Origin of the sequence: Micromonospora zingiberis (genome assembly GCF_004331455.1) — a bacterium.
Lineage (GTDB): Bacteria > Actinomycetota > Actinomycetes > Mycobacteriales > Micromonosporaceae > Micromonospora > Micromonospora zingiberis.
Genome location: NZ_SJJR01000038.1, coordinates 1 through 21,122, shown reverse-complemented (window position 1 = coordinate 21,122; position 21,122 = coordinate 1). Strand labels below are relative to the sequence as shown.

General features: G+C 67.5%; 25 protein-coding genes. 18 read left to right on the top strand and 7 right to left on the bottom strand.

Going from position 1 to position 21,122, the window contains the following annotated elements:
• The coding region (locus tag E0H26_RS28635; protein WP_165522020.1) for an RNA methyltransferase at positions 1 to 215 on the top strand (215 nt) is incomplete at its 5' end.
• Positions 216 to 756: 541 nt separating this feature from the next.
• A complete protein-coding gene (locus tag E0H26_RS28630) occupies positions 757 to 1,347 on the top strand; it encodes a DinB family protein (protein ID WP_131309544.1) in 591 nt (196 codons plus the stop codon).
• Positions 1,348 to 1,457: 110 nt separating this feature from the next.
• Here the strand turns inward: E0H26_RS28630 and E0H26_RS28625 are convergent, their stop codons facing one another.
• Entirely contained in the window at positions 1,458 to 2,975 is a 1,518-nt protein-coding gene (locus E0H26_RS28625) for a carboxylesterase/lipase family protein (RefSeq protein ID WP_131309542.1), read from the bottom strand.
• A 46-nt stretch (positions 2,976 to 3,021) separates the two neighbouring features.
• Positions 3,022 to 3,516, bottom strand: a complete 495-nt coding sequence (locus tag E0H26_RS28620; protein ID WP_240742446.1) for an SDR family NAD(P)-dependent oxidoreductase — start codon at positions 3,514 to 3,516, stop codon at positions 3,022 to 3,024.
• A gap of 218 nt (positions 3,517 to 3,734) precedes the next feature.
• On the opposite strand from E0H26_RS28620, the gene E0H26_RS30230 reads away from it, so the two are divergent.
• On the top strand, positions 3,735 to 4,511 hold the full coding sequence (locus tag E0H26_RS30230) for a TetR/AcrR family transcriptional regulator (RefSeq protein ID WP_240742445.1): 777 nt from the start codon (positions 3,735 to 3,737) through the stop codon (positions 4,509 to 4,511).
• Positions 4,512 to 4,552: 41 nt separating this feature from the next.
• Here the strand turns inward: E0H26_RS30230 and E0H26_RS28610 are convergent, their stop codons facing one another.
• Entirely contained in the window at positions 4,553 to 4,897 is a 345-nt protein-coding gene (locus tag E0H26_RS28610; protein ID WP_206025429.1) for a winged helix-turn-helix transcriptional regulator, read from the bottom strand.
• Between the two features lie 88 nt (positions 4,898 to 4,985).
• On the opposite strand from E0H26_RS28610, the gene E0H26_RS28605 reads away from it, so the two are divergent.
• The 5 genes from E0H26_RS28605 to E0H26_RS28585 all read left to right on the top strand — a co-directional run bounded on the left by E0H26_RS28605 (position 4,986) and on the right by E0H26_RS28585 (position 9,093).
• Positions 4,986 to 5,876, top strand: coding sequence for a pirin family protein (locus tag E0H26_RS28605; protein ID WP_131309538.1), 891 nt, complete (start codon positions 4,986 to 4,988; stop codon positions 5,874 to 5,876).
• A 21-nt stretch (positions 5,877 to 5,897) separates the two neighbouring features.
• Entirely contained in the window at positions 5,898 to 6,836 is a 939-nt protein-coding gene (locus E0H26_RS28600) for an NAD(P)H-binding protein (RefSeq protein ID WP_131309536.1), read from the top strand.
• Positions 6,837 to 6,971: 135 nt separating this feature from the next.
• Complete coding sequence (locus E0H26_RS28595; protein ID WP_131309534.1) at positions 6,972 to 7,298, top strand: Rossmann-fold NAD(P)-binding domain-containing protein; 327 nt, start codon at positions 6,972 to 6,974, stop codon at positions 7,296 to 7,298.
• Between the two features lie 177 nt (positions 7,299 to 7,475).
• Positions 7,476 to 8,075, top strand: coding sequence for a hypothetical protein (locus E0H26_RS28590; protein ID WP_131309532.1), 600 nt, complete (start codon positions 7,476 to 7,478; stop codon positions 8,073 to 8,075).
• A gap of 61 nt (positions 8,076 to 8,136) precedes the next feature.
• Positions 8,137 to 9,093 carry an SDR family NAD(P)-dependent oxidoreductase gene (locus E0H26_RS28585; RefSeq protein ID WP_206025427.1) on the top strand — a complete coding sequence of 319 codons (957 nt, stop codon included), beginning with the start codon at positions 8,137 to 8,139 and terminating at the stop codon, positions 9,091 to 9,093.
• A gap of 116 nt (positions 9,094 to 9,209) precedes the next feature.
• Here E0H26_RS28585 and E0H26_RS28580 read toward each other — a convergent pair whose 3' ends face one another.
• From E0H26_RS28580 to E0H26_RS28570, 3 genes are read right to left on the bottom strand one after another with little or no spacing between them, the layout of a single operon-like run.
• Positions 9,210 to 9,923, bottom strand: coding sequence for a hypothetical protein (locus E0H26_RS28580; protein WP_131309530.1), 714 nt, complete (start codon positions 9,921 to 9,923; stop codon positions 9,210 to 9,212).
• A 24-nt stretch (positions 9,924 to 9,947) separates the two neighbouring features.
• Positions 9,948 to 10,622 carry a hypothetical protein gene (locus E0H26_RS28575; protein ID WP_131309528.1) on the bottom strand — a complete coding sequence of 225 codons (675 nt, stop codon included), beginning with the start codon at positions 10,620 to 10,622 and terminating at the stop codon, positions 9,948 to 9,950.
• Between the two features lie 37 nt (positions 10,623 to 10,659).
• Entirely contained in the window at positions 10,660 to 11,298 is a 639-nt protein-coding gene (locus E0H26_RS28570) for an NAD(P)-dependent oxidoreductase (protein WP_131309526.1), read from the bottom strand.
• A gap of 72 nt (positions 11,299 to 11,370) precedes the next feature.
• On the opposite strand from E0H26_RS28570, the gene E0H26_RS28565 reads away from it, so the two are divergent.
• The 8 genes from E0H26_RS28565 to E0H26_RS28530 all read left to right on the top strand — a co-directional run bounded on the left by E0H26_RS28565 (position 11,371) and on the right by E0H26_RS28530 (position 18,759).
• Complete coding sequence (locus E0H26_RS28565; RefSeq protein ID WP_131309524.1) at positions 11,371 to 11,898, top strand: MarR family winged helix-turn-helix transcriptional regulator; 528 nt, start codon at positions 11,371 to 11,373, stop codon at positions 11,896 to 11,898.
• Between the two features lie 338 nt (positions 11,899 to 12,236).
• On the top strand, positions 12,237 to 13,586 hold the full coding sequence (locus E0H26_RS28560; protein ID WP_240742447.1) for an alpha/beta fold hydrolase: 1,350 nt from the start codon (positions 12,237 to 12,239) through the stop codon (positions 13,584 to 13,586).
• An 18-nt stretch (positions 13,587 to 13,604) separates the two neighbouring features.
• A complete protein-coding gene (locus tag E0H26_RS28555) occupies positions 13,605 to 14,225 on the top strand; it encodes a TetR family transcriptional regulator (RefSeq protein WP_131309520.1) in 621 nt (206 codons plus the stop codon).
• Between the two features lie 745 nt (positions 14,226 to 14,970).
• Complete coding sequence (locus tag E0H26_RS28550; protein ID WP_131309518.1) at positions 14,971 to 15,177, top strand: hypothetical protein; 207 nt, start codon at positions 14,971 to 14,973, stop codon at positions 15,175 to 15,177.
• Between the two features lie 454 nt (positions 15,178 to 15,631).
• Complete coding sequence (locus E0H26_RS28545) at positions 15,632 to 16,306, top strand: nucleotidyltransferase domain-containing protein (RefSeq protein WP_131309516.1); 675 nt, start codon at positions 15,632 to 15,634, stop codon at positions 16,304 to 16,306.
• Positions 16,307 to 16,487: 181 nt separating this feature from the next.
• On the top strand, positions 16,488 to 16,961 hold the full coding sequence (locus E0H26_RS28540) for a hypothetical protein (protein WP_131309514.1): 474 nt from the start codon (positions 16,488 to 16,490) through the stop codon (positions 16,959 to 16,961).
• Positions 16,962 to 17,225: 264 nt separating this feature from the next.
• Entirely contained in the window at positions 17,226 to 17,597 is a 372-nt protein-coding gene (locus tag E0H26_RS28535; RefSeq protein ID WP_131309512.1) for a hypothetical protein, read from the top strand.
• A 442-nt stretch (positions 17,598 to 18,039) separates the two neighbouring features.
• On the top strand, positions 18,040 to 18,759 hold the full coding sequence (locus E0H26_RS28530) for a VOC family protein (protein WP_131309510.1): 720 nt from the start codon (positions 18,040 to 18,042) through the stop codon (positions 18,757 to 18,759).
• A gap of 109 nt (positions 18,760 to 18,868) precedes the next feature.
• Here the strand turns inward: E0H26_RS28530 and E0H26_RS28525 are convergent, their stop codons facing one another.
• The gene (locus E0H26_RS28525; protein WP_131309508.1) at positions 18,869 to 19,273 is read right to left on the bottom strand and encodes a winged helix-turn-helix transcriptional regulator; all 405 of its coding nucleotides are present in this window, start codon (positions 19,271 to 19,273) and stop codon (positions 18,869 to 18,871) included.
• A 76-nt stretch (positions 19,274 to 19,349) separates the two neighbouring features.
• Here E0H26_RS28525 and E0H26_RS28520 point away from each other — a divergent pair, with 76 nt between their 5' ends.
• Together E0H26_RS28520 and E0H26_RS28515 are read left to right on the top strand one after the other, a co-directional pair.
• A complete protein-coding gene (locus tag E0H26_RS28520; protein ID WP_131309506.1) occupies positions 19,350 to 20,144 on the top strand; it encodes an SDR family NAD(P)-dependent oxidoreductase in 795 nt (264 codons plus the stop codon).
• A gap of 218 nt (positions 20,145 to 20,362) precedes the next feature.
• On the top strand, positions 20,363 to 20,734 hold the full coding sequence (locus tag E0H26_RS28515; protein ID WP_131309546.1) for an ArsR/SmtB family transcription factor: 372 nt from the start codon (positions 20,363 to 20,365) through the stop codon (positions 20,732 to 20,734).
• Positions 20,735 to 21,122 lie beyond the last annotated feature (388 nt).

Genomic DNA, 21,122 nt, shown 5'->3' with positions numbered 1-21,122 from the left:
GCAACCTGGACGCCGCCGAGTACGACTTCACACAACCCACCCTGGCGTTGATCGGCAACGAGACCACCGGCCTCAGCTCCGGCTGGCGCGAGGCATGCGACCAACTCGTCCGGATCCCCATGTTCGGGTCCGCCAGCTCCCTGAACGCGGCGACCGCCGCGACTGTCGTACTGTACGAAGCGGCACGCCAGCGGTCCGCCTCGGCCCGGCGGTAGAGCACTGATCGCAGACGGCCGCACCGTACGCGCAGATCGCCGATAGCAGCCGCTCCGCCATGCCCTCCGGCCGCAACGCAACGACTCCCCACCGGCTCCAAGGCATGAAACGCTGCGGACTGCGCTCGGCCGACGCGGATCGCACATACCGCTCCGTGTCCACCCGGACCGCAGCCAGCCGGTCTCGTCTTGGTCGGTGCACCAGCGGAGGAAGACACGCAGGTCGGCTCGGTATGAAACCGAGTCTGGCCACGATAGCGGCCCAGGAAGGCCGACACCGGCGCGCAGGACGAGTTGATCGGCCGATACGGCACGGAGTGCGGAGACAGGAGAGGTGGCCGTACATCATCGTGCGTCACCAACGATGAACACCAACCCACCAGGAGCGGCAGATCCGGTCGTCCTGAAAGCGACCCATGAACATGGGGTACAGGGGATGTGCGTAGCAGAGCGCGACAATCCGCACCAAGCCGCGTGCGGTGAAATCTTGCGGGCGACGCCTCGCAGAAATGGCTCGGGCGCATAAGGAAGACTGGCAGGCATGGCTGATCTGGGCGACCCGAAGGCTGCGCTGCACCACTACCTCCAGGCGACTCGCGATAACCTGATCTGGAAGCTCGACGGGCTGAGTGAACGCGAGGCCAGACTGCCCCGCACCGCGACTGGCAACAATCTGCTGGGAGTCCTCAAGCACTGCCTCAATGTCGAAGCCGGCTACTTCGGGCCTACCTTCGGACGTGAGTTCCCGATGCCTGAGGAACTGGTCCCCATGCAGGCGTTCGAGGAGGACCCGCAGGCAGACTGGTACGCGCGGGAGAGCGAGACGAAGAAGGGGCTGATCGACCTGTATCGCCGTGTCGGGGTGTTCGCGGATCAGACGATCGAACAGCTACCCCTTGACGCGCCAGGGCAGGTGCCGTGGTGGCGCCCAGACGAAAGGGACGTGACGCTGCACAGAATCATCATCCACGTGACCTGCGACCTCGCCCGTCACGCCGGTCACGCCGACATCATGCGCGAGCAACACGACAGGGCGATCGGCTTGCGGCGGGAGAACTCTGGCGTCCCCCACGACTACGACTGGCCGGCGTACGTCACCAAGCTGACGAAGCTCGCTGACCGGTTCGGTTAGCCACCCGGTCCCGTCGATACCGGCAGAGAGGGCAGTATCCGCTCATCGGCTACTTAAGAGGCTTGGTCCAGGATCGGTGTCCGGCCATGAGAGTGAAGTCGATCATGAGGCTATGCCGCCGTTTCGTCCTCGAGATCCAGGGCTGGCGGCGGGATGAACGCTGCGGCCGGCAATGTGTCCTCTGGTGTGGCGAAGCCACGCGTGAGTCGTTGCACGATCCTCGTCGTGCGGTCGAATTCCAGCCATGGCACGTTGCCGTCGGCAGCGAACCGTAGCCAGGTGCCGTGTACTCGATCGGCGAGGTGCTGTGGGGGATTTTTCCCGAGCCATCCTCGTGGTCCGCTGACGGCCGCCAGGGTGTCGAAGACGAAGGGGAGTTCGAGGCCGTGGGCCGCGCCGAGCCTGCCGCCGCTGGCTGGGGAGTACCAGTCGAATTCGTAGAAGAACGTGCGGCCTTGATGTGCGGCGGCGTACTGACGGGCGGGCCATCTGAAGGCCAGGTCACTCATGATCCGGGAGATGATCTCGCCGCCTCGTGCCCGGCGGTTCTGCTGTCGGTAGGCAGCGAGGATGCCGTGTGCGTCGCCGCCGAGCCGACGCAGAAGAGGTCGCATCAGGAAACGCGGAGCCAGAATGAGGCGGGTCGGCGCGAGCCAGAAGTTGAACTCGTTCTCGTTCGTTCCGATCAGGAGATCGACGTCACGTCCGGCGCCCTCACCGAGCGCGATGAGAGGGTGACGTGGCAGCACGTCGTCTCCGACGATCGGGTTGATCACCCCTTGGCCGAAGGACGGGTCGAACCCGCTCTCATCTCTCATGTCGACCGTTCCGGCCTGGGACACCTGCCGGAGTGCCTGCAGTGATGTCTCGGCGTCGACCGCGCGGAACCCGTTCAGATCGGGGGTGATCTGCAGCAGTTCGGCCATTTTCCGGGTAGCCCGGTGAGCGATTTCTTGGGGATAGACGGCGGATCCGTGACCGCTCTCGATGATGGCCCGCCGGAACAGGCCGGTGGACATGGGGCTCGTGACAAGGCAGGCGGTCGCCATCGCGCCGCCGGATTCCCCGAATACGGTCACGTTGGCAGGGTCACCGCCGAAGGCTTCGATGTTGCTTCGAACCCAGCGCAGCGCCGCGAGCATGTCGCGCAGACCGAGGTTCGTCGGGGCGCCGGGGATGGCAATGAATCCCTCGACCCCGAGCCGATAGTTGATGGTCACGGCGACCGCGCCGTCTCGGGCGAAGTTCCTTCCGTCGTACACGGCGGCGTCCTTGGTGCCGGCCACCAGGCCGCCACCATGGATGTAGACCATGACGGGGTGACCCGTGCCCTCGGCCGGGCCCCAGATGTTCAAGGTGAGGTAGTCCTCTCCCCGGCGCCACTGCGAGCCGGTGATGGTGAACATGTCCATGCCGAAGAAGCTCTTCAGGGCGTTCTGGGGTGCGGTCGGACCGGGCTCGCACGCCTCCCGGACGCCCGGCCACGACGGTGCCGGCTCGGGCTCGGCGAAACGCAGGTCACCGACCGGCGGGGCCGCGTAGGGGACTCCCAGGTAGGTCGCCACACCGTCTCGGGTCCGGCCACGCACGGTGCCGGAGGCCGTCTGGACTGTCGGTTGGTCGGTCATCTCGGACCCTTCAATCAGGTTGCGCCGGCCGTGGTCTTCGTCGCGGTCAGTGAGAATGTGACGCGGGTCGAATCCTCGGAGAGGGTCCACAGGCGACGGGCGAGGACGCTGTCCGGGCGGTTCTCGACCGGCCGACCAGCTTGGGCGCACCACGCCCCTGCAGGAAGCCGTCGGGGCCGGCGTAGCTGCCGCCCGGGATGTCCGCCACCGCCGCCGTGGGCGGCGCGCCCTCGTCGTCGCTCTGCGAGAGGCGGTCGGTGACGGTCGTGAGGATCCGCTGCAGCAGGGACCGCTCGTCGTCGAGGTGGGTGAGGAGGTTGGTGGCTGCCATGCCGGGGTGCGCGGCGGTCGCGAGCACCGGCGAGCCGGCTTCGGTGAGGCGACGGTGCAGTTCCGCGGTGAACAGCAGGTTCGCCAGCTTCGACTGCGCGTACGCGGGGAACGCCCGGTAGGGCCTACGTTTCCAGTTGAGGTCGTCGAAGTCGATCGTGCCGGTCCGTTGCCCGCGACGTCGCCGGTCATGGTCGCGGCGGCGGCCCACCCTTTGGCGGGGTCTCGGACGGCGAGCACGACGCGGGCTCCTTTGATGGCGAGCGCGCTGGCGGCGGCGCGGCCGAGCCGCTGTTCGCTCCGGTGACGACGACAGTGCGGTCGATCAGGGCGGGGATCTGCGCGATCGTGAATGTTGCCATGAGCAACAATGTAGGCGTCGCCAACAATGATGTCAACGGCAACATCTTTCGGTTAGGGTGAGCCCTCGTGCCCGCGTACCACCACGGAAACCTTCGGACGACGCTGCTCGCCGCCGCCGAGCGCAGCCGGCGCCAGCACGGCGCGGACCAGCTCTCGCTACGCGAGCTGGCCCGCGAGGCCGGCGTCAGTCACGCCGCCCCCCGTCGGCACTTCCCAGACCGTCAGGCGCTGCTGGACGCGCTCGCCGAGGCCGGGTTCGCCCGGCTGGACGCGGAGCTACGCGCGGCCGCGGGTGAGGAGTTCGGACCGCGCTTGCACGCCGTGGCGGCGGCCTATCTGCGGTTCGCCACCGAGGACACCGCGCTGCTGGAACTGATGTTCACCGGCAAGCACCGCGAGGGCGCCGAACGGCTCGTCGCAGCCGCCGCCGCGCCGTTCGGGCTAATGGACTCCCTGATCCTGCAAGGGCAGGCACAGGGCGTGCTTGAGCCCGGCGACTCCCAGCGCGCCGGCATCGTGCTCTTCGCGACGGTGCAGGGCGATCGAGCGCTGCGCGTACGCTGCGGTGTGGGCCGGTGGTGCGGCCACTACCTGCGTCAGGGGCACCATCGCCTGGTAATCCGAGCTACACGTGGCACGGCGACCAGCCGAACGCCCCTGGGCAGAGCACGCGCGGGGCGACCGATGCCGTTGCCCGCTCGCCCCGGTCCGCCGCCGCTCGTCAGCCCCTCCGCAGCCGTTGTCACTGACCTCGCGTACCCGCTGGATCGCCGCCGTCGCACCGGCCCCCCTCGCGCCGTTGTGTTTCGTCAGGCTGGCCAGGTCGCCGCCACGACGACGTAGACGACGGACTCCAGCGCTCAACCGGCGGCCGGGCATGGACCTTACGCGTCGTTGTTCGGGAGATTCCGTTCGCTCCAGTCCGCCAGAGGTTGAAGGGCGGCGATCAGCTCTCTGGCGTCGGCGGTGAGGGCGTACGTGATCTGGACCGGGGTGCTGGGAACGACGGTGCGCGCGATGAGCCCGCGCTCCTGAAGCTGTTTGAGCCGCAGAGTCAGTTGCGGATCGGAGATACCCGGGACGAGAGCCCGGTACTCCTTGAATCGGCGCGCCCCGCGGGCCCCGGCGAGCAGGATCGGCCCGGTCCAACGGGCGCCGATGATGGCGATGGCGCGCAGGATGCGGTGGCAGCTGTCCTCGTCGACGGCCGTGCTGGATGGCAAAGTCACTTCTAAAATGTAAGCAACTTGGATGCTCTTTGCCAACACCAGTCGACAAGCGGGACGCTTCCTCCGACCGACGAAAGGCGAAGGCATCATGACCACACTTTCCGTCCCGGTGGCCCGGCGGGTGAATCGGGTCGTCGACCAGGTGGACCTGGGCCCGACGCCCATGTCGGCGCGCAGCACCCTGGCCATCGCCCCCGGCAACGACGCCTGGACCGACCCGTTCCTGCTGATGGGAGAGGAACTGATCAACCAGCCGGGGTTCGACTGGCATCCGCACCGTGGACTGGAGACCGTGACCCTGGTCCTCGACGGCGCCCTCGAACACGGCGACTCCCTCGGCAACGCCGGAGTGCTCGGGCCGGGCGATGTGCAGTGGATGACCGCGGGACGAGGTGTCATCCACCGCGAGGTCGCCGCCCGGGCCGAACACGCTCGCGTGATCCAACTGTGGCTCAACCTGCCGTCGCACCTGAAGTTCGTCCCCACCGGTTACCAGGACCTACGGGCCGGCCGGCAGGCCGTGCATACCGAGCCGGGCGTGCTCGTCCAGGTGATCTCGGGCGAGACCGGGACCGCACGCGGCCCAGCGGTCAACCAGTGGCCCATCCTCGGCGCGGTGATCACCCTCGATCCGCGAACCGAGTACCGGCAGGTCATCGACGGCGCCGAGCGCGCCTTCGCGTACGTAATCGCGGGACGGCTGACGATCGGAGGTCGCTCCGTAGGCACCGGACAGACCGCCTGGTCCGATCCCGTATCCAGTCAAGGCGACGCGACCACACTGAACCTGGCCACCGGCGACGGGGACGAGCGGACCACCGTGTTGCTGTTCGCGGGCCGGCCGATCGGTGAGTCCGTCGTCGCCAGCGGCCCGTTCGTCATGAACACCCGGGCCCAGATCGAACAGGCATACCGCGACTTCCACTCCGGAAAGTTCGGCAGCATCCCACGCCACACGCGCCTCCCCGCGGGCACCTGAAAAACCTGAGGAGCAACGACGATGACGACAGTCCTGGTAGCAGGTGCGACCGGAAGTGTCGGGAGCCTGATCGTGAAAAACCTGCTGGAACGAGGCGCCGACGTCCGGGCCCTGGTCCGTGGGTCGTCGAAGCACAAACTGCCGACCCATCCCCGCCTGACGCCGTACGTCGGCGACCTGACCGACGGGGCCGCCGCGCTCCAGCCGCACGTCAACGGCGTGGATGTCGTGGTCTCCGCCGTACAGGGCGGTCCGGAGATCATCATCGACGGGCAGCGGGAACTGCTGCGGGCCGCGGAGCGCGCAGGTGTGCACCGAATGATCCCGTCAGACTTCTCGATCAACCTCTACGGTTACGGATACGGCGTCAACGTGCTGTCCGACCTGCGCCGCACGTTCACCGACGAGTTCGACTCATCGACGGTCGCACGTACGTCGGTGTCGATCGGCGCGTTCCCGGAGTACCTTCTCGCCGACGTCCACGAGATCCTCGACCCGATGGCGGGCACCTTCTCGATATGGGGCGACGGCACCCGCCCGATCGACATCACCACGATCCCGGACACCGCCGCGTACACGGCCGCGATCGCGCTCGACCCCGGGACCGCCGGCCGCGAGGTACATGTGGTCGGTCAGCAGCTCTCCATGCTGGAACTTCGCAACGAGGTCGAGACGGCGTCCGGACGCCGATGGAACCTGGTACGCAAGGGCACCCTGCGGGACCTACGCGCGGAGATCGCCCGCCGCCAGTTCACGGCGTCCAGCATGTTCGAGTACCTGGCCCTGCAATACCAGATCGCCATGTTCGACGGGACGGCCTCGCTGCGCGACGTCCGCAACGCGGACTACCCGGACGTGCTGCCGACCTCGGTCGCCGCCTACCTGGCGGGCTCAGGCGCGGCACACTTCGCGGTGCCGGAAACGAACTGGCGGCAGAATGAGTGGCCCACCGCAGTCTGACCGACTGGCCGGGGAACGCTTCGACGGCGACCAAGCAGGCAAGCGCGCGGGCAAGGAGAGCTGATACGACTGCACGAGCGTGACGTCGCCGACGTCGCGGTCACCGCGCTGCTGCAGTCCGGCCACGCTGGCCGTGTGTACGACGTGAACGGCCCCCAGCTCATCAGCCACCGGGATCAGGTGCGTGCCATCGCCGAGGCGATCGGCGAGGACGTGCGGCTGGCGGTCGTGACTCCGAGCCGGGCACGACAGCACTACCGCGAGCAGGGAGGGTTCGCCGCCGCCAACGCCGACTTCCTCCTTGGCTTCGAGGGCTACTCCGGCCACGACACCGCCCCGACCGCCGCCGAGGCGTTCGATCCGGTGTTTTCCGGACCGCTACCCACGGCTGAGCAGGTGACCGGACGCCCGGCAAGAACGTTCGCGACGTGGGCGCACGACCATGCGGACGACTTCCGCTGAACCGCGTCCCGTCGACGTACACAGCAACACCCACACACTTTTCGGCGGCTATGAGCGGACGTCGTCGCGGCAGGCCGGCTCCGAGCGCTGAGCGGAAACTCCAAATGGTCCCGCCGACGAGCCAGGCGCATGCTTCCCTGAGGACTCGGCGAGCGCGGCCGTGTACGGTCTGCGTTCATGTCACTCAAGCTGCTCCCAGTCGACGAGGTATGGGTGGACCGTATGGTCCGGCTGTGCAGCGTGCCTTGGGAACGGGCGACGGTCGAGGCGATGTTCGTGGAGTGGGGTCTCGCCCGTCCCGGCGAGGGCGTCGAGTGGGAGGGTGGCTCGGCAGCACCACAGTTCGCCGTCGACGCCGATGGCGAACTGTCCGGGTGGTCGGTCGAGCTCGGGGCGGCACCCCCGGATCCGGACATGTGGGTGCACCTACCGTGCGCCCTGTACTGGCCAGCGTTCGGGGCGGAAGAGCCCGACAACGTGGATGACGAGGACGAGTACGACGAAGACATGCCGCGGCTGTGGGCTCGACGGCCGGACGCAAAGCGGGCCGAGTTTCATGCCGAACGCGATCGCCTCGCCGCGCTAATCACTGCCCGTCTCGGTACGCCGGAGATCGTGGTGACCGGAGCGTACGACAGCTACCGAGCAGTGTGGCGACGGGGTGACCGGGCGCTGCTGCTGGAAACGACCGACGACATCCACACGTACTCGCATTACGACGTGCTCGGCATCCGGCTTCAACGCTACGATCTGTCGCTCACCGACCTGGGCAGCTAACCGGAGCCGCCGCTGGGCAGGACTGCGGCGCGGGTCGCGGCTATGAGCGAATGCCGCGGCGATGGTGTTCACCGATCGACTGCTCACGACGGTCGACCTGGGCCGGCTGATTGGGGTGTGGTGGACGGAACGAGTCGCGGGCGATGGTTTGGTCGTGCTTTGCCGCGGTCTCGGTGCCACCATGCCGGGGCTGGATCGCGGGGAAAGTGGCGGCAATGATTCTGGAGGAGTGGTGATGCGGCGATTCGAGGGCAAGGTCGCACTCGTCACGGCGGCGGCGCAGGGCATCGGGCAGGCAGTCGTACGGCGGATCGCCGCCGAGGGCGGTACGGTGGTCGTCACGGACCTGCGGGAGGACTCGGCCGCAGCGCTTGCCGAGGAAGTCGGCGCGGAGCACGCGCTCGGGGTCAAGGTCGATGTCACCTCACCCGCCGACGTCGATGCCGCGGTCGCCACGGCGGTCAGACGGTTTGGCCGGCTCGACCTGGTGGTGAACAACGCGGGCGGCTGCATCGTCACCTCGATCCCCGAGGACACCTCAGCCGAGGACTGGCACCGTCAGCTCGACTTCACCCTCGTCAGCGCCGCCCGTTGCATCCAGGCGGCCATCCCGCACCTGGTGAGGACTCGCGGCAACGTAGTCACGATCAGCTCGGTAAACGGCATCGCGGCCTTCGGGAACGTGGAGTACGCCGCGGCGAAAGCCGGCCAGATCGCGATGTCGCAGAACTACGCCGCCCGGTACGGTCCGCTCGGCGTGCGCTTCAACGTGGTCGCCCCCGGCACCGTCCGGACACCGAACTGGGACTCCCAACCGGACGCGCTGGAAAAGCTCAAACCGATGTACCCGCTCGGCCGCATCGGCGAGCCAGAGGACATCGCCGCAGCCGTCGCTTTCCTCGGCTCCGACGACGCCGCATGGATCACCGGGCACACCCTACCCGTAGAGGGTGGCGTGTTGACCGGCCCAAACTCGATCGACCTAAGCCCGCCTGACACGCTCCACAGAGGCTATTAGCACCCGTGCGTCAAGCCGCCGACACCTGAACACCGACATGAAGGCGCGCTGGACGCGGCAGTTGCGGACGCTTGATCTTGGTTGGCGAAAGCGCGGTCTGTATGGGAATGGTGTTGCTACGTGTTGGTAGCTGCGACAGAGGTGTTGGCGTCGTCCGTTGGAGTGGATGGCGCGGGCGTGTTTCGGATCAGGATGATGCTGTACGCGACGATCCATACCAGCCAGAGGAGCCAGCCGATGAGGCCGAGCAGGGCCAACGGGTTGACGCCGCCGACGTCGAAGGGACTCGTCGTCGCGGTGACGAACAACAGCGTGGCGGCGAGGAAACCGGAGCCTGCATGCCATCGGGCGATGACGCCGGTACGGATGCCGAACATCGACAACCCGACGAGCGCGGTCGCCAGGAACACCTGGTTGAAGCCGAACAGCGCGGTGTAGAAGCCCCAGAGTCCGGCAACGCCGTCGGCGTCGTGCTGGGCGGCGGAGGTCAGCGCGAGCCGGGTGGCCTCGACGCTGGTGAACACCACCGACTGCATGAGCACTCCGGCGACACCGACGAGGGACCACGGGTCCGTCCGGGTCCGCTCGTCGCGCCGGAGGTAGACGCACACCCCGACGGCGAAGATCGTGGCCAGCAACCAGGCCGTCGGCAGGAGTGCCGAGGCCAGGCGCAGTGATCCGGATTCGGTGGCGAAGACCGTGGTGATCTCGTCGACGGATGTGGCTTCGGACGGGGTGGGAAAGCCGGCTGCGGTCAGCAGCAGGTTGGCCGCGATCAGGATGACGACGAAGCCGATGCCGGCGATGCCGGCAAGGCGCGAAAAGCGCATGGAGGGCTCCTTTCCGTTCAAGCGTTACGCCGATGCGTGGACGAGCCGGTGGAAGGCGGGTAGGGCACGCATCCCGTGCGCGTCGAGCGTGGCCCGCACGAAGCGATGGAAGCTCGGCCGCGTGAGTTGCCCGGACAGGAAACGGATCGGCCCGGCGGGCAGTCGCGCGTAGTTGACGAGCGCGAACGACGATGGTCCGGTGGGTCGCAGGGCGGTGGAGTTGTCGACTCCGGTCTTGGTGGTGTACCAGCCGGTGACGGAGCGCCAGACGGCTTCGGCGTCGGTTCCTGGCGCGGCGGTGAAGTGGTTGAACAGGAAGGTGCCGGTTCGGGTTTCGGTATCGCCGATCCGGGCCGCGTTGACGCCGGCGAGGATCTGCTCACCGTCGAGGGCCGAGACTTCGGCGCAGGTGCGCACGGTTTCCATTTGGTCCACGCGCGCGGTGCGGATGAGCATCGCGAGGTCGTAGCGGGGTACGCCGGGCAGCGGCGGGATGAGCACTGCCCGGAAGACGCGGACGGACACGACGTCCGGGCGGCGCACGAGTGTGGGGACGGCCTGTACGAGCCACGCCGCCGCTCGGTGCCTTTGCGGGGTGCGGTTGTGGACGGGCAACCGTTGTGCGGGCTCGGCTTGGAAACCCAGGTAGATGAATCCGTACGGTTCCGGCACGGCGAACTGGGGCAGCGGATAGGGCATCGTGCATCCTCCGGCTTCGACGGGAAACGGCGATAAGTCAGTACGCGATGCCGATCGCCCGGCGGATCGTCGCGGGGTCGCCGACGGCGGCGAGCATGGCGTGAGCCACGTCGGCCCGCGAGATCGTGTAGCCGCGCGCGACGTTGCCGCCGATGGCGGTGCGGTACCGACCGGTCAGCGGTTTGTGCACGAGCTTGGGCGGCCGCATGACCGTCCATTCCGCAGGACTGTTCGCTATTGCGTCCTCCATGGCACGCAGGTCCGCGTAGAGGTCCTTGAGCAGGGCACTGATACCGGGCAGGACGACGCGGCGGTTGAGGAAGCTGTCCCCGTCGGGTGTCGGGCCCACCGGAGCGGCGCTGATCGCGACGAGACGGCGGACGCCTTCGGCACGCATGGCGTCCAGAATCGTGCGCGTGGCGGTGGAGGCGACGGGCCCGTCGTTACGTCCGCGTGGGCCCACTCCGGACAGGATCGCGTCGCTGCCACGCAGCACAGGGACCAACGCGTCGGCGTCGTCCAGTGCTGGCACCGTCGCCACCTCCAGCGTCGGATGACGCACATCGAGGCGGGCCGTGTCGCGGACGACTGCGGTCACGGCGTACCCGCGGTCCAGCGCCTGGCGCACGACGTGGCCCCCGATGCCGCCGGTCGCGCCGAAGACGGTCACTCTCATGGACACCTCCAAAATATGGAGCCTCAGTAATTGTTACCGTATCGGACAATCGCCAGGGCGTACCATATTTGGGTGTCTGACCACTCCGCACCAGGCGCAGACCGGCCGCTGGCCGGCCGGGCCAACTTCCTGCTCTCTCAGCTCGGATTCCACATCGCGCAGACGTTCGCAGCACGGCTGGCGCCGTTGGGCATCGCGCCGAACCACTTCGGGCTCCTGACACACCTCGATCGAGGCGAAGGGAGCACCCAGCAACAGCTCGCCGACGCACTGGGCATCCACCGCAAGGTCATGGTCGGCTTACTCGACGACCTCGAGCAGCGCGGGCTGGTCGAACGTCGGCGGCACCCCGCCGACCGCCGCGCCCACGCCATTCACCTGACTAGCGCCGCGCGCGAGCTGCTACCCCGCGCTCGCAGGGTCGCCGACCAGCACGAGGAAGAGATCCTCGCCGCGCTCGATGCCGACGAACGTGCCCAGCTCATCACAGTCCTGCAACGGCTCGCCGGCCACACCGGGAACCCGCCGGGCGTCCACCCGGGCCTGCATCACCCAGCCGCCCGATCTCACTACCCTGTCACCTCGGCAGACAGCGCATAGCGGATCAACCTCGCGGCGAAATGGCGGCAGCGCATGGTAAACCGGCTCGGCTGGCGACTGCGACCGTTGGCACCGACCTAGCGGATGCAGCAAGATCCGATGCTCGCTCATCGACAGATCCGTGCGTCGAGGGAACAGTTTGGGCGCGGGCACACCCGTCGCGCAACGTCACCCGTCGCGTCTGCAGAACCTCGGACTTTCGTGAGCGGCGGCGACCGGGTGGGCATTCTTGCCCTCTTGCTACTCCTCAACGTCGTTGAGTACATTTCCTCAACAGCGTTGAGGAGCGGGGGTTTCGAATGCTGTACGGACATGACCTGGGTTCGATGTTGGCGCTGGTGACGGCATGGGTGGTGGCCGCTTGGCATGCCACACGGCTGCGGCAGGACGGCGAGCATGCCCCTCGGCGGACCCGGATACTGCTCGCCGCACTGGCGGCCGCAGCTGCCGCGGCGCTTTCCCTGTCCATTCAGCACCTTGGCCGTCTGGGCTTCTACCTCGACGATCAGAAGGCATGGCCTGGCTCCGCGTTGGCGGTGCTGCCGCCGCTGGTGATCGGCGTGGCCGTGACGTACCGGTTGCGGGAACGCGGTGGACCTGGGTTACCGCCAGCCTGGTGGGTACGGTCTGGCCTGTATTCCTCCCTCGCACTGACCGCATTCGAACTGTTCCCCCACGGACGGCTGCGGGCCGTCGATGTGTTCGTTCCGTTGACGGTCACCGTGCTGGCCGGACTGGCGGACGCGGTGGCGAGCCGCCGGCCGGCATGGCGGCTGCGGAGCGCGGCGACGGCGGTCGGCGTCACCGGGCTCGGTCTGCTCACGCTCGTCGGCTCGTTGGCGGTCGCGGTGGTGACTGCACCAGGACCGGCGGTGCCGGACATACCACCCGTGCCGGTCCGGGCCAGCCGAATCGACGCCGAAGGTGACAGCCTCTATTTCGAGGCTCGCGGGAACGGCCCACCCCTGCTGCTCATTGCCGGTGCGGGCGGGGACGGCGGCTACTACGAGCGGATCGCCGACCTGCTTGCCACCTCGTACGAGGTCATCACCTACGACCGTCGCGGCAATGCCCGAAGTACCCGCCACCATCCCACCACGTTCTCCTTCGCCCAGCAGGCGCGCGACGCGGTCGCCGTCCTGACTGCCGCCGGACACCGCTCGGCGACCGTTGTCGGCAGCAGTGGCGGAGCGTTGGTCGGACTGCAACTGGTCGTCGACCATCCCGCCGCAGTCCGCAAACTGCTCATTCACGAAGCACCCCTACCCTCCTACGACCGGCGCTGGGCAACGTTCCTGCATGCGGTGGCCAGCACCCGCCTGCGGTACGGCTCCTCGGCGGCGACCTTGCAGTTCCTGTTCGGACTCGGGATCCCGGCGTCCGCGTTCGGCGCCACTCCGCCGGACGCGCAGAGCCGCGGATATGACGAAGCCTTTGTCATCGGCACCGAACTAGCGGCGCTTTTCGCCAGTTCACCTGACATTCGCCGCATCACCGCCTCGGGCGTCCCGGTGTTGTGCGCGGTGGGCGAGTTGAGCCGCCGACAGGGCCGCTTGCAGGCGACCGGCATGCCGCAACTGGCTGCTGACCTGAACGCGCCGCTGCTGGTGTTCCCCGGCCATCACCTCAGTTACCAGGACGACCCGGCGGGCTGGGCGAGCGCGCTCCGCGCGGCTCTGGCCGGATAGTGAGCCTATGCTCGCCGGGTGGCGCCACGGAAGCGATCGAACAACAGCGGCAAACCCGGCCTCACCCGGACCGGCATCGCGACCACCGCGCTGCGCATGATCGACGAAGGCGGCACCAGCGCCTTCTCGATGCGGCGGCTCGGGGCCGAACTAAACGTCGACCCGTCGGCACTGTACTGGCACTTCCGCGGTCGCGAGGATCTGTTCGAGGCGATCGCCGAGACCCTGGTCGACGAAGTCGGCGCCGCGGGCCTGCCCTGGGCAGCGCCCTGGTCCGACCTGCTGACGGCCTACTGCATCCAGCTGTACGAGGTCCTGATCCGTCATCCCCACGCCGTGATCGTGTTCGCATCGCGACCGGTCCGCTCCGAGTTCGGCGTCCGGGCCGCCAACCACGCCATCGAACTCATGGTCGCCAGCGGGTTCACCGCCGGGCAGGCCATGCAGGCGGTACAGGCGCTCCGCGCGTACGTCGTAGGCTGCGCCCTCGATGTCTCTGCGACGGCGATCACCGGACTGCAGCCACGGCAACGATCAGCCCGCCCGCCCGCGGACAACCTGCTGGCCCAAGGCGTCATCGACGCCGGCGACCACTTCCGCCCCGGACTCGACGCCATGATCCGAGGTTTGTCGGCATAGTCCTGAACCCCCACGACGAGCGGACGGACCGCCCAGGCAACGGCCGACGCATCCTGCGGGTTGGTGCCCAGCCAGCGCACGTACCGCTCGACATCCACCCACGCCAAGCCAGTGGGTCCAGGTCGCGGTCGGCGCACCAGCACAGGAAGACGCGTAGACCCCAAAACCACGACGGCGCGCGTGCTGACCACCGGAACCCGCACCGCACAGCGATGGACGCCCACCGCGCTGATGGCCCGAAGCCCGACAAGTGCTCGCTAATCGGCAAGACCGCGAGCGTAGGGCAAAATCGTAGGGTTAGAGCGACCGGCAATAGGCCGACACGTCCTGATAGCCAGCCCGCCACCCTGGGCAGGGAAGATCTTGGTACGAATCTGCCCCTTGAGGGGCGCACTCGTACCAAGATTTCGGATGCCTTGGCGGGGCAGCGAGCCTGCCAGATGGTTGCCTGGGGTCACGGGCCCCTGGGCATGTGCCGCGTCCGCTTCCGGCCGCTCGACCTCCCGCTGCGTCACCACCACCAATTGCCGGTCGCTCTAAGCGCGCGCTCAGCGGCAAATCCGGATGCTCGGACGGCGTCGTGGTTGGATCACCCTGGCGAGGGCTCTGGCGTGACTAGATGGTTTACCCGGGCAGTCGGTCCCGACTCGGGTCGGCCTGCCCGCTACCGTCTGCGTATCGCGGCGGCCACGCTTCCAGATCCGCAGCGATATAGCCCACTCCTGAACAGCCCGAGGAGATACTGATGACCGACGCCACCAGCGACGCCGATCCCACCGCTGACGCCGAAGCGGGAACCGAGGAACAGCCGCAGCCCTTCGAGAACCGGGCGGCACGCCGGTCCAAGGGCAAGGCCACCGCCAACCACATCGGGAGTACCGCGAGCCGCGCCCACGGCCGTTCCGGCACGGTGCAGAGTCCTCGCCAGTACGGCAACCGCCGAAGCGGCTGACTTCGAACCTCCTGTCCACGGCCGTGTTCAGCAGCTGTGGCCGCTACCGGCGTCCAGCCGCAGCCGCAGGCTCGTTGCAGGACGGGTGAGGGCGAGCCACTCGGGTGACGCTGAGGGCACATTTAGTCCCGACGCTGTTGCAACAGCAGACTCGACTCCGCAGGAACCTGCGTCGACCTCCAAACGGGCCGCGCCCGTCCGGGTAGCGCGCGACTCGCGGCATGTCCGTGCGTTGTCTCCGCCCCTAGACTCTTCCCGTCCTCGCCCAAGGTGCGGTGGCTCCGGATGACCGCGCCCGCGATCCATAGGAGAGGGTGGCAGCCCGTTCGAGCCGGGCCGAGTCCGGGGGACGCTTCGCCGTTGGTGGAGCGTCCTCAAGCCTTCTCTGAGCGGACATTGACCAGAAGAAGACGCCATCGCCGAGTAGGAGGTCGATCCCCGATATGTTCGGCGCGTGGATGACCAGTTGCCCTGCGGCGGTATTGAGGTGCAGCCTGGCGACGTAGCGGCACTCGAAGCCCGCTGGACAGGATGTTGGAAGCCGATCGATGTTGCACGCCGCTTGGTCGGGACCGCCGTGCCGTGGTATGTGGCGGCAGGCTGGGCGTTGGATCTGTTTCGTGGTGAGCAGACCCGTGAGCACCACGACATTGAGATCGCTGTGCCGGTCGGGCGATTTCCTGAGATCCGCGAGCGTTTCGCCGAGTTCACCTTCGACGCGATCGGGGCCGCTCGGATCTGGGAATCGGCGACGCCAGAAGTACTGGCTGCCACTCGGCAGACGTGGCTGCGAGAGCCGGAGACAGGGCGCTACCTGCTTGATGTCTTCCGCGAGCCACACGACGGCGACGTGTGGATCTGCCGAAGAGACGAAACGATCAGACTGCCCTACGCCGACATCATCCGGCACACCCCGGACCGGATCCCGTACCTGACCCCTGAACTCGTTCTACTCTTCAAGGCCAAGCACGTGCGCCCCAAGGACCAGGCAGACTTCGACGGCGTTCTCCCGCTGCTGACTCGCCCTCAACGCGAGACGCTCTTCAGGCTACTGAAGCAAGTACATCCGGGACATGCATGGCTCGCGGCCCTGCCGCCCGGGTCCTACGACCCGCAACAGCAACAGTGACCCAGAGCACGGCCTCCGGCCCGCAACTCCAGCAGACTCGCCTCAAGTGCGGCACCGGCAAGCTTCGCAAACGGGCAGCGAGCGATTTCGCCCTTGGGGAGCGGATGACTCGTCACGTGTGGCGGAGTTCCGTTACGTCGGCAAGGTCGACATCGGCTGATGGGCGGCTGACACTGGGCTGATGGAAGCAGATACCGATGCCGCCGGGCAGCGCGAGTCGCAGCCTGCGGGTTCGGTGGTGCAGGGTTGGACATACGGCCGAGCCGGGCGTCTCATCTTCAGTGGCGAGTCGGGCCTCCCTGAACCGCCGCTTTCCAGGGCGTTGCGCAGTACCGCGTGCGACTCGTTGCTGGGCGTCATCGTCGGATTGGTGATCTGCCTGGTGGCGGTCGGCTTCGGGTGGGCGGAACACGCGGGCGTAGCCGGCCTGGCCGCCACTGGGACACCCCGCGTCCGCCGGGGATACCGACTGCGAATGGCGTTCTTCTTCGTGGTCGCCGCTGTAGCGTGCCTGGTGATCGGCATCGTTGTCACAGGCGGGCTGCGGGCGCCGTGGGACGTGTTCTTGCCGCTGGTCGTCGCCCTGTCCCTCGGCAGCCTCGCGGGGACCACTGCCGCCTACCTGCCTGTACGGACTCGTCAACAGAGACGCTAGGAGAAGCAGCCTTCAACCTTGGCCCGGACATTCGCGGTCGCCGCGGCCGCGCTCGAACAGCGGCATTTCCGGGCGTCGCGGGACAGCATGGGTAACACAGAGCGTGACGGCCCTGCAGGCGCGCGATTAGCTCACCGAAGAGTTGCGGACTTCCGCGCAGCGGTCGCAGTTGTCGGCGCCGACTGTCGGCCCCAGTGGCCCGCACGGCGGGCGCAGGATCCGCCGACCGAAGCGGGGTTACGGTGGATAATTAACAATCCGACGGTGAGGCTGCAAATGATCAATGTCCAGGAGTTCGCGCGACGGCTGAGCACTCTCGGAGCTGATGCGTTCACCAGCGACGACGTCGTGGACCTGGCGACCGCGGCCGATGTTCGCATCAGCGCAGACGTCGAGATCGACGCCACCCTGGCGCAGCGCTTGCTCGACCAGATCTCGCCCACCCTGCCGGTCACCGGGGCCCAGATCGCGGCGTCGCAATGGCCGCCACCGAAGTCTTCCCGTCCTGCAGCGCCTTCGGTGTCGTTCTCCAGCCCTGGTGCCGTCGACGGACCGGCTGATCAGCCGACCCGACCCCGCAGTTCTGGGTCTGCGGGTAGCGGTCGGCGACCCGGCTCCCGACGAACTGGCAGGTGAAACTGCAGTCCCAGCTTTCAGCAACCGCCAGACTGCTCGCCGCAGCCGTCGACTACGACGCGAGCTGCGAACCCAACTCTCGCCGCCATCATCGGCTGAACTTCGTCCTCCTGTCCGGCTCCGTACGCCCGGGCAGGCTCGACGCACGATGATCCCGGTAAAGCATGCGGATCGCGGCAGATGAGGATGCCGCGAGCCTGCGCCGTCAATCTCCACTGCTGTCTACGGAGAGGCCAAGCAACTCGAAGCAGGGCTACCAGCGTGCGCAGTCGGCGGCAGATCCGGGCACTTGACCTTGGCGAGCCGGATGGCAGGCAGGAAGGCACCGCCGATTGCTCGGCTCGGCGCGTTGCGCTCTGGGTCATCGGCCGATCGGATGACCGAAGGCGATGATCGGCTATTTCCATGTGCGACGGACCTCTACGACGCCTAGGAAGGAGGCATGGCCAACGAGGTAACCGTTCCCCTGCTGCCGTGCGCATCCATTGACGACATCGAAGCCTTCTACGGAGTTCTCGGCTTCCGCACCACGTACAAGCAGCGCAAGCCCAACGCGTGTGTGGGGGTGCAGCGGGAAGACCTGCAGCTCCAGTTCTTCGAGATCGCCGGATTTGACCCGGAGCAGTCCTATGGCTCCTGTCTTGTACTCACCGCGGACATCGAGGGGCTACACCGGGCATTCGCAGCCGGCATGCGCGCCGCGTACGGCAAGGTACTGGTGTCCGGAACGCCGCGGATGACCCGGCCAAGGGCGCGGAAGAACGCCGACGGGTTGGGCGGGTTCAGCGTCATCGACCCGGGCGGCAACTGGATCCGCGTCTTCCGGCAGGCCGTCACCGCGCCCATGCCGGCTACCACGCGTGCTGGGCGGCTGGCCAAGGCCCTAGCGAATGCTGTCGTGCAGGCCGATTCCAGGGGAAGCGTCGGACAGGCCGTTCGGATCCTCGACAGCGCGTTGGCCCGCCCGCAAGCCGACGACGACCCGGTCGAGCAGGTAGAGGTCCTGGTTTACCGTGCCGAACTCGCGATGGTGCTGCAGGATCCAAAGACCGCGGCCGATATGCTGGCCCGCGCCCAGTCCGTCACGCTCACGGAAGACGAATCCGAAAGGGCGGCACCCGCGTTCGACAACGCCGCCGACCTCGCAGCAGCACTGCGATGACTCACCATACGAACGCCTCCCTCATCTCGGCCGTCCCGGATGTCAGCGTCGTCACCGACGTCACCTCCGGTCGCGACCGCATTGGGGATCTCCGTGTGCCCGTGGCGTATCAGGTGGTCCGCTGACGTGCCGTAGCGATCTCGGCGTGGTGGTCGACCGCCCAGTCGGCCAGCGCGGCGAGCGGCTCCAGAAGGCTGACGCCGAGCGGCGTCAGCCGGTACTCGACGCTCGGCGGCACCGTCGGAAACACTTCACGTTCGACCAGACCGTCGCTCTCCAACGTCCGCAGCGTCCGCGTGAGCATGCGCGGGCTGATCCCCTCCACCGCCCGGTGTAACTCGTTGAACCGGTACGGATGCCGGCCGAGCAGAGTGATAAGCAGCAGCGTCCACTTGTCGTTCACCCGCCGGAGCACGTCGGTGACCGGACAGCGCTCGTACTCGCCGATCGGAACGGGATTCGGCAATCGGTGGGTGTCCAGCGAGGTACGCACAGCGGTGTTCCTTGTGGTCATGAAAGTGCCTTCTTTCGCTGCGTCGGCCGTCCGCCAAGGATGAACACGTCAGTGGAGAACGGTAACGGAGGGCGACATGGGCGTCGTGGTGGTCAGCGGGGGCACGAACGGAATGGGACGGGCGTTGGCCCTCGGGCGGGCCGAACGCGGCAACCGTGTCCTGGTGCTCGGCCGCAATCGCGAACGCGGCGAGGCACTGGGTGCCAGCGCGATCGACTTCCTTCCCGTCGACCTCTCCAGCGTGGCCGAGACTCGGCAGGCCATCGCGCACATCCTCACCGAGTACCAGGTCGTGGACGCGCTGGCGCTATTCGCCAATGCCGTAGCGCCGCGTCGCATCGTGACCGGCGAGGGCCTGGAGCGCACCTTCGCGCTCTATTACCTCAGTCGCTATCTGCTCAGCTTCGGCCTGCGCCCGGCCCTGGACCGAGCTATCGCGCCGGTGATCGTTAACGTCGCCGGCGTCGGGGTCACCAAGGGTGGCGTGCGTTGGTCCGACCCGCAACTGGCCTCGGGCTACTCCATGGTCAGCGCACAGTTGCAGGCCGGTCGAGCCAACGACCTGCTGGGCGTGGGCTTCGCCCAGCGGTCCGACAGCCGTGCCCGATACGTGCTCTACCACCCCGGTTTCACCAGAAGCGGTGACCGTAGCCCGCTTCCGCTGGTGCTCCACGGGCTGCTGGCGGCGGTGTCAGTGACGGCCAAACCCATCGCGGACGCGGTAGCGCCGATCCACCAGTTCCTGGACACGCCACCGGCCGCGCCGCTGACCGCCATTGACCGCGACAAGCGACTTCCGCTCAGTTTTCCTACGCTCGACCCGCAGAACGCCGGGCGGTTGATGGACCTCACAGAAGAGCTCCTCACCTGAAGATGCCCACTCCCTCGTCCGGATTCAGCGACCGGCGGACGGCAGTTCGTCCGGCAGCCACTCTCCGCAATCATGCTGGCGCACTATCATCGGCCGGTCCGGCGTCGTCGAGGCGCTGCAGTCCGTCATGTCGAGACGGTTGAAGCGGTGGGCTGCCATACGAATTCACGGTGATCCTGCCCTCGTTCGCCAGCGGATCGATGGGGTTTGCTGCAACGATGCAAGACGTGGGAACTTTGAAGACTGCGACGTCTGCTATCTCGCCCCTCGCTGGCGAGCCGATCGCGCGTGCCGATGCCGAGCGGCTCGCGGGAGTGCTGAAGGCGTTCGCTGACCCGGCCCGGTTGCGGCTGCTCAGCCTGATCCAGTCGGCTCCGGAGGGGGAGGCGTCGGTCAGTGACCTCACCGAGCCTCTCGGACTCTCCCAGCCGACCGTCAGTCACCATCTGCGGATCCTCACCGAGGCTGGCCTGCTGGAGCGTGACAAGCGCGGGGTCTGGGCGTACTACCGCCTCGTGCCGTCCGCCATCGCCGCGGTCGCCGACCTGTTGACCCCGCCCCGCAAACGAGCAACCAAGAAGACCCGCTGACCGACGCCTCGAAGACCGCCGCCAGCGCCGTCTGACCCGGCGGTCCGAGGGCGAAGGTCCTAGCAGGCGACAAAGCGCAGCCGGAGTGTCCGATCGGGTGCTCGACGTCCCGCCGAGCGGGTGCTGCTCACCTGGCCGACTTGTCCACGCGTAAACCGCGCAGCAGCGTTCTAGTGCCCGTTTTTGGACCTGATCGTGTAATCCGTCGGTTCTGAGCAGCTATCGGCTGCGGATCTTGGTACGAAACGGCCACCATGAGGGCTGTCCTGTCCCGAGACATGTGTCAAGGGGAAGTCCCGGTAGATGTGTCATGAGTTGTTGATCATTTTGTTCGGGTGAGGCTGATGTAGTTGCGGTCGGGGGTGAGGTGGAAGTGGCCGAGGGGTTG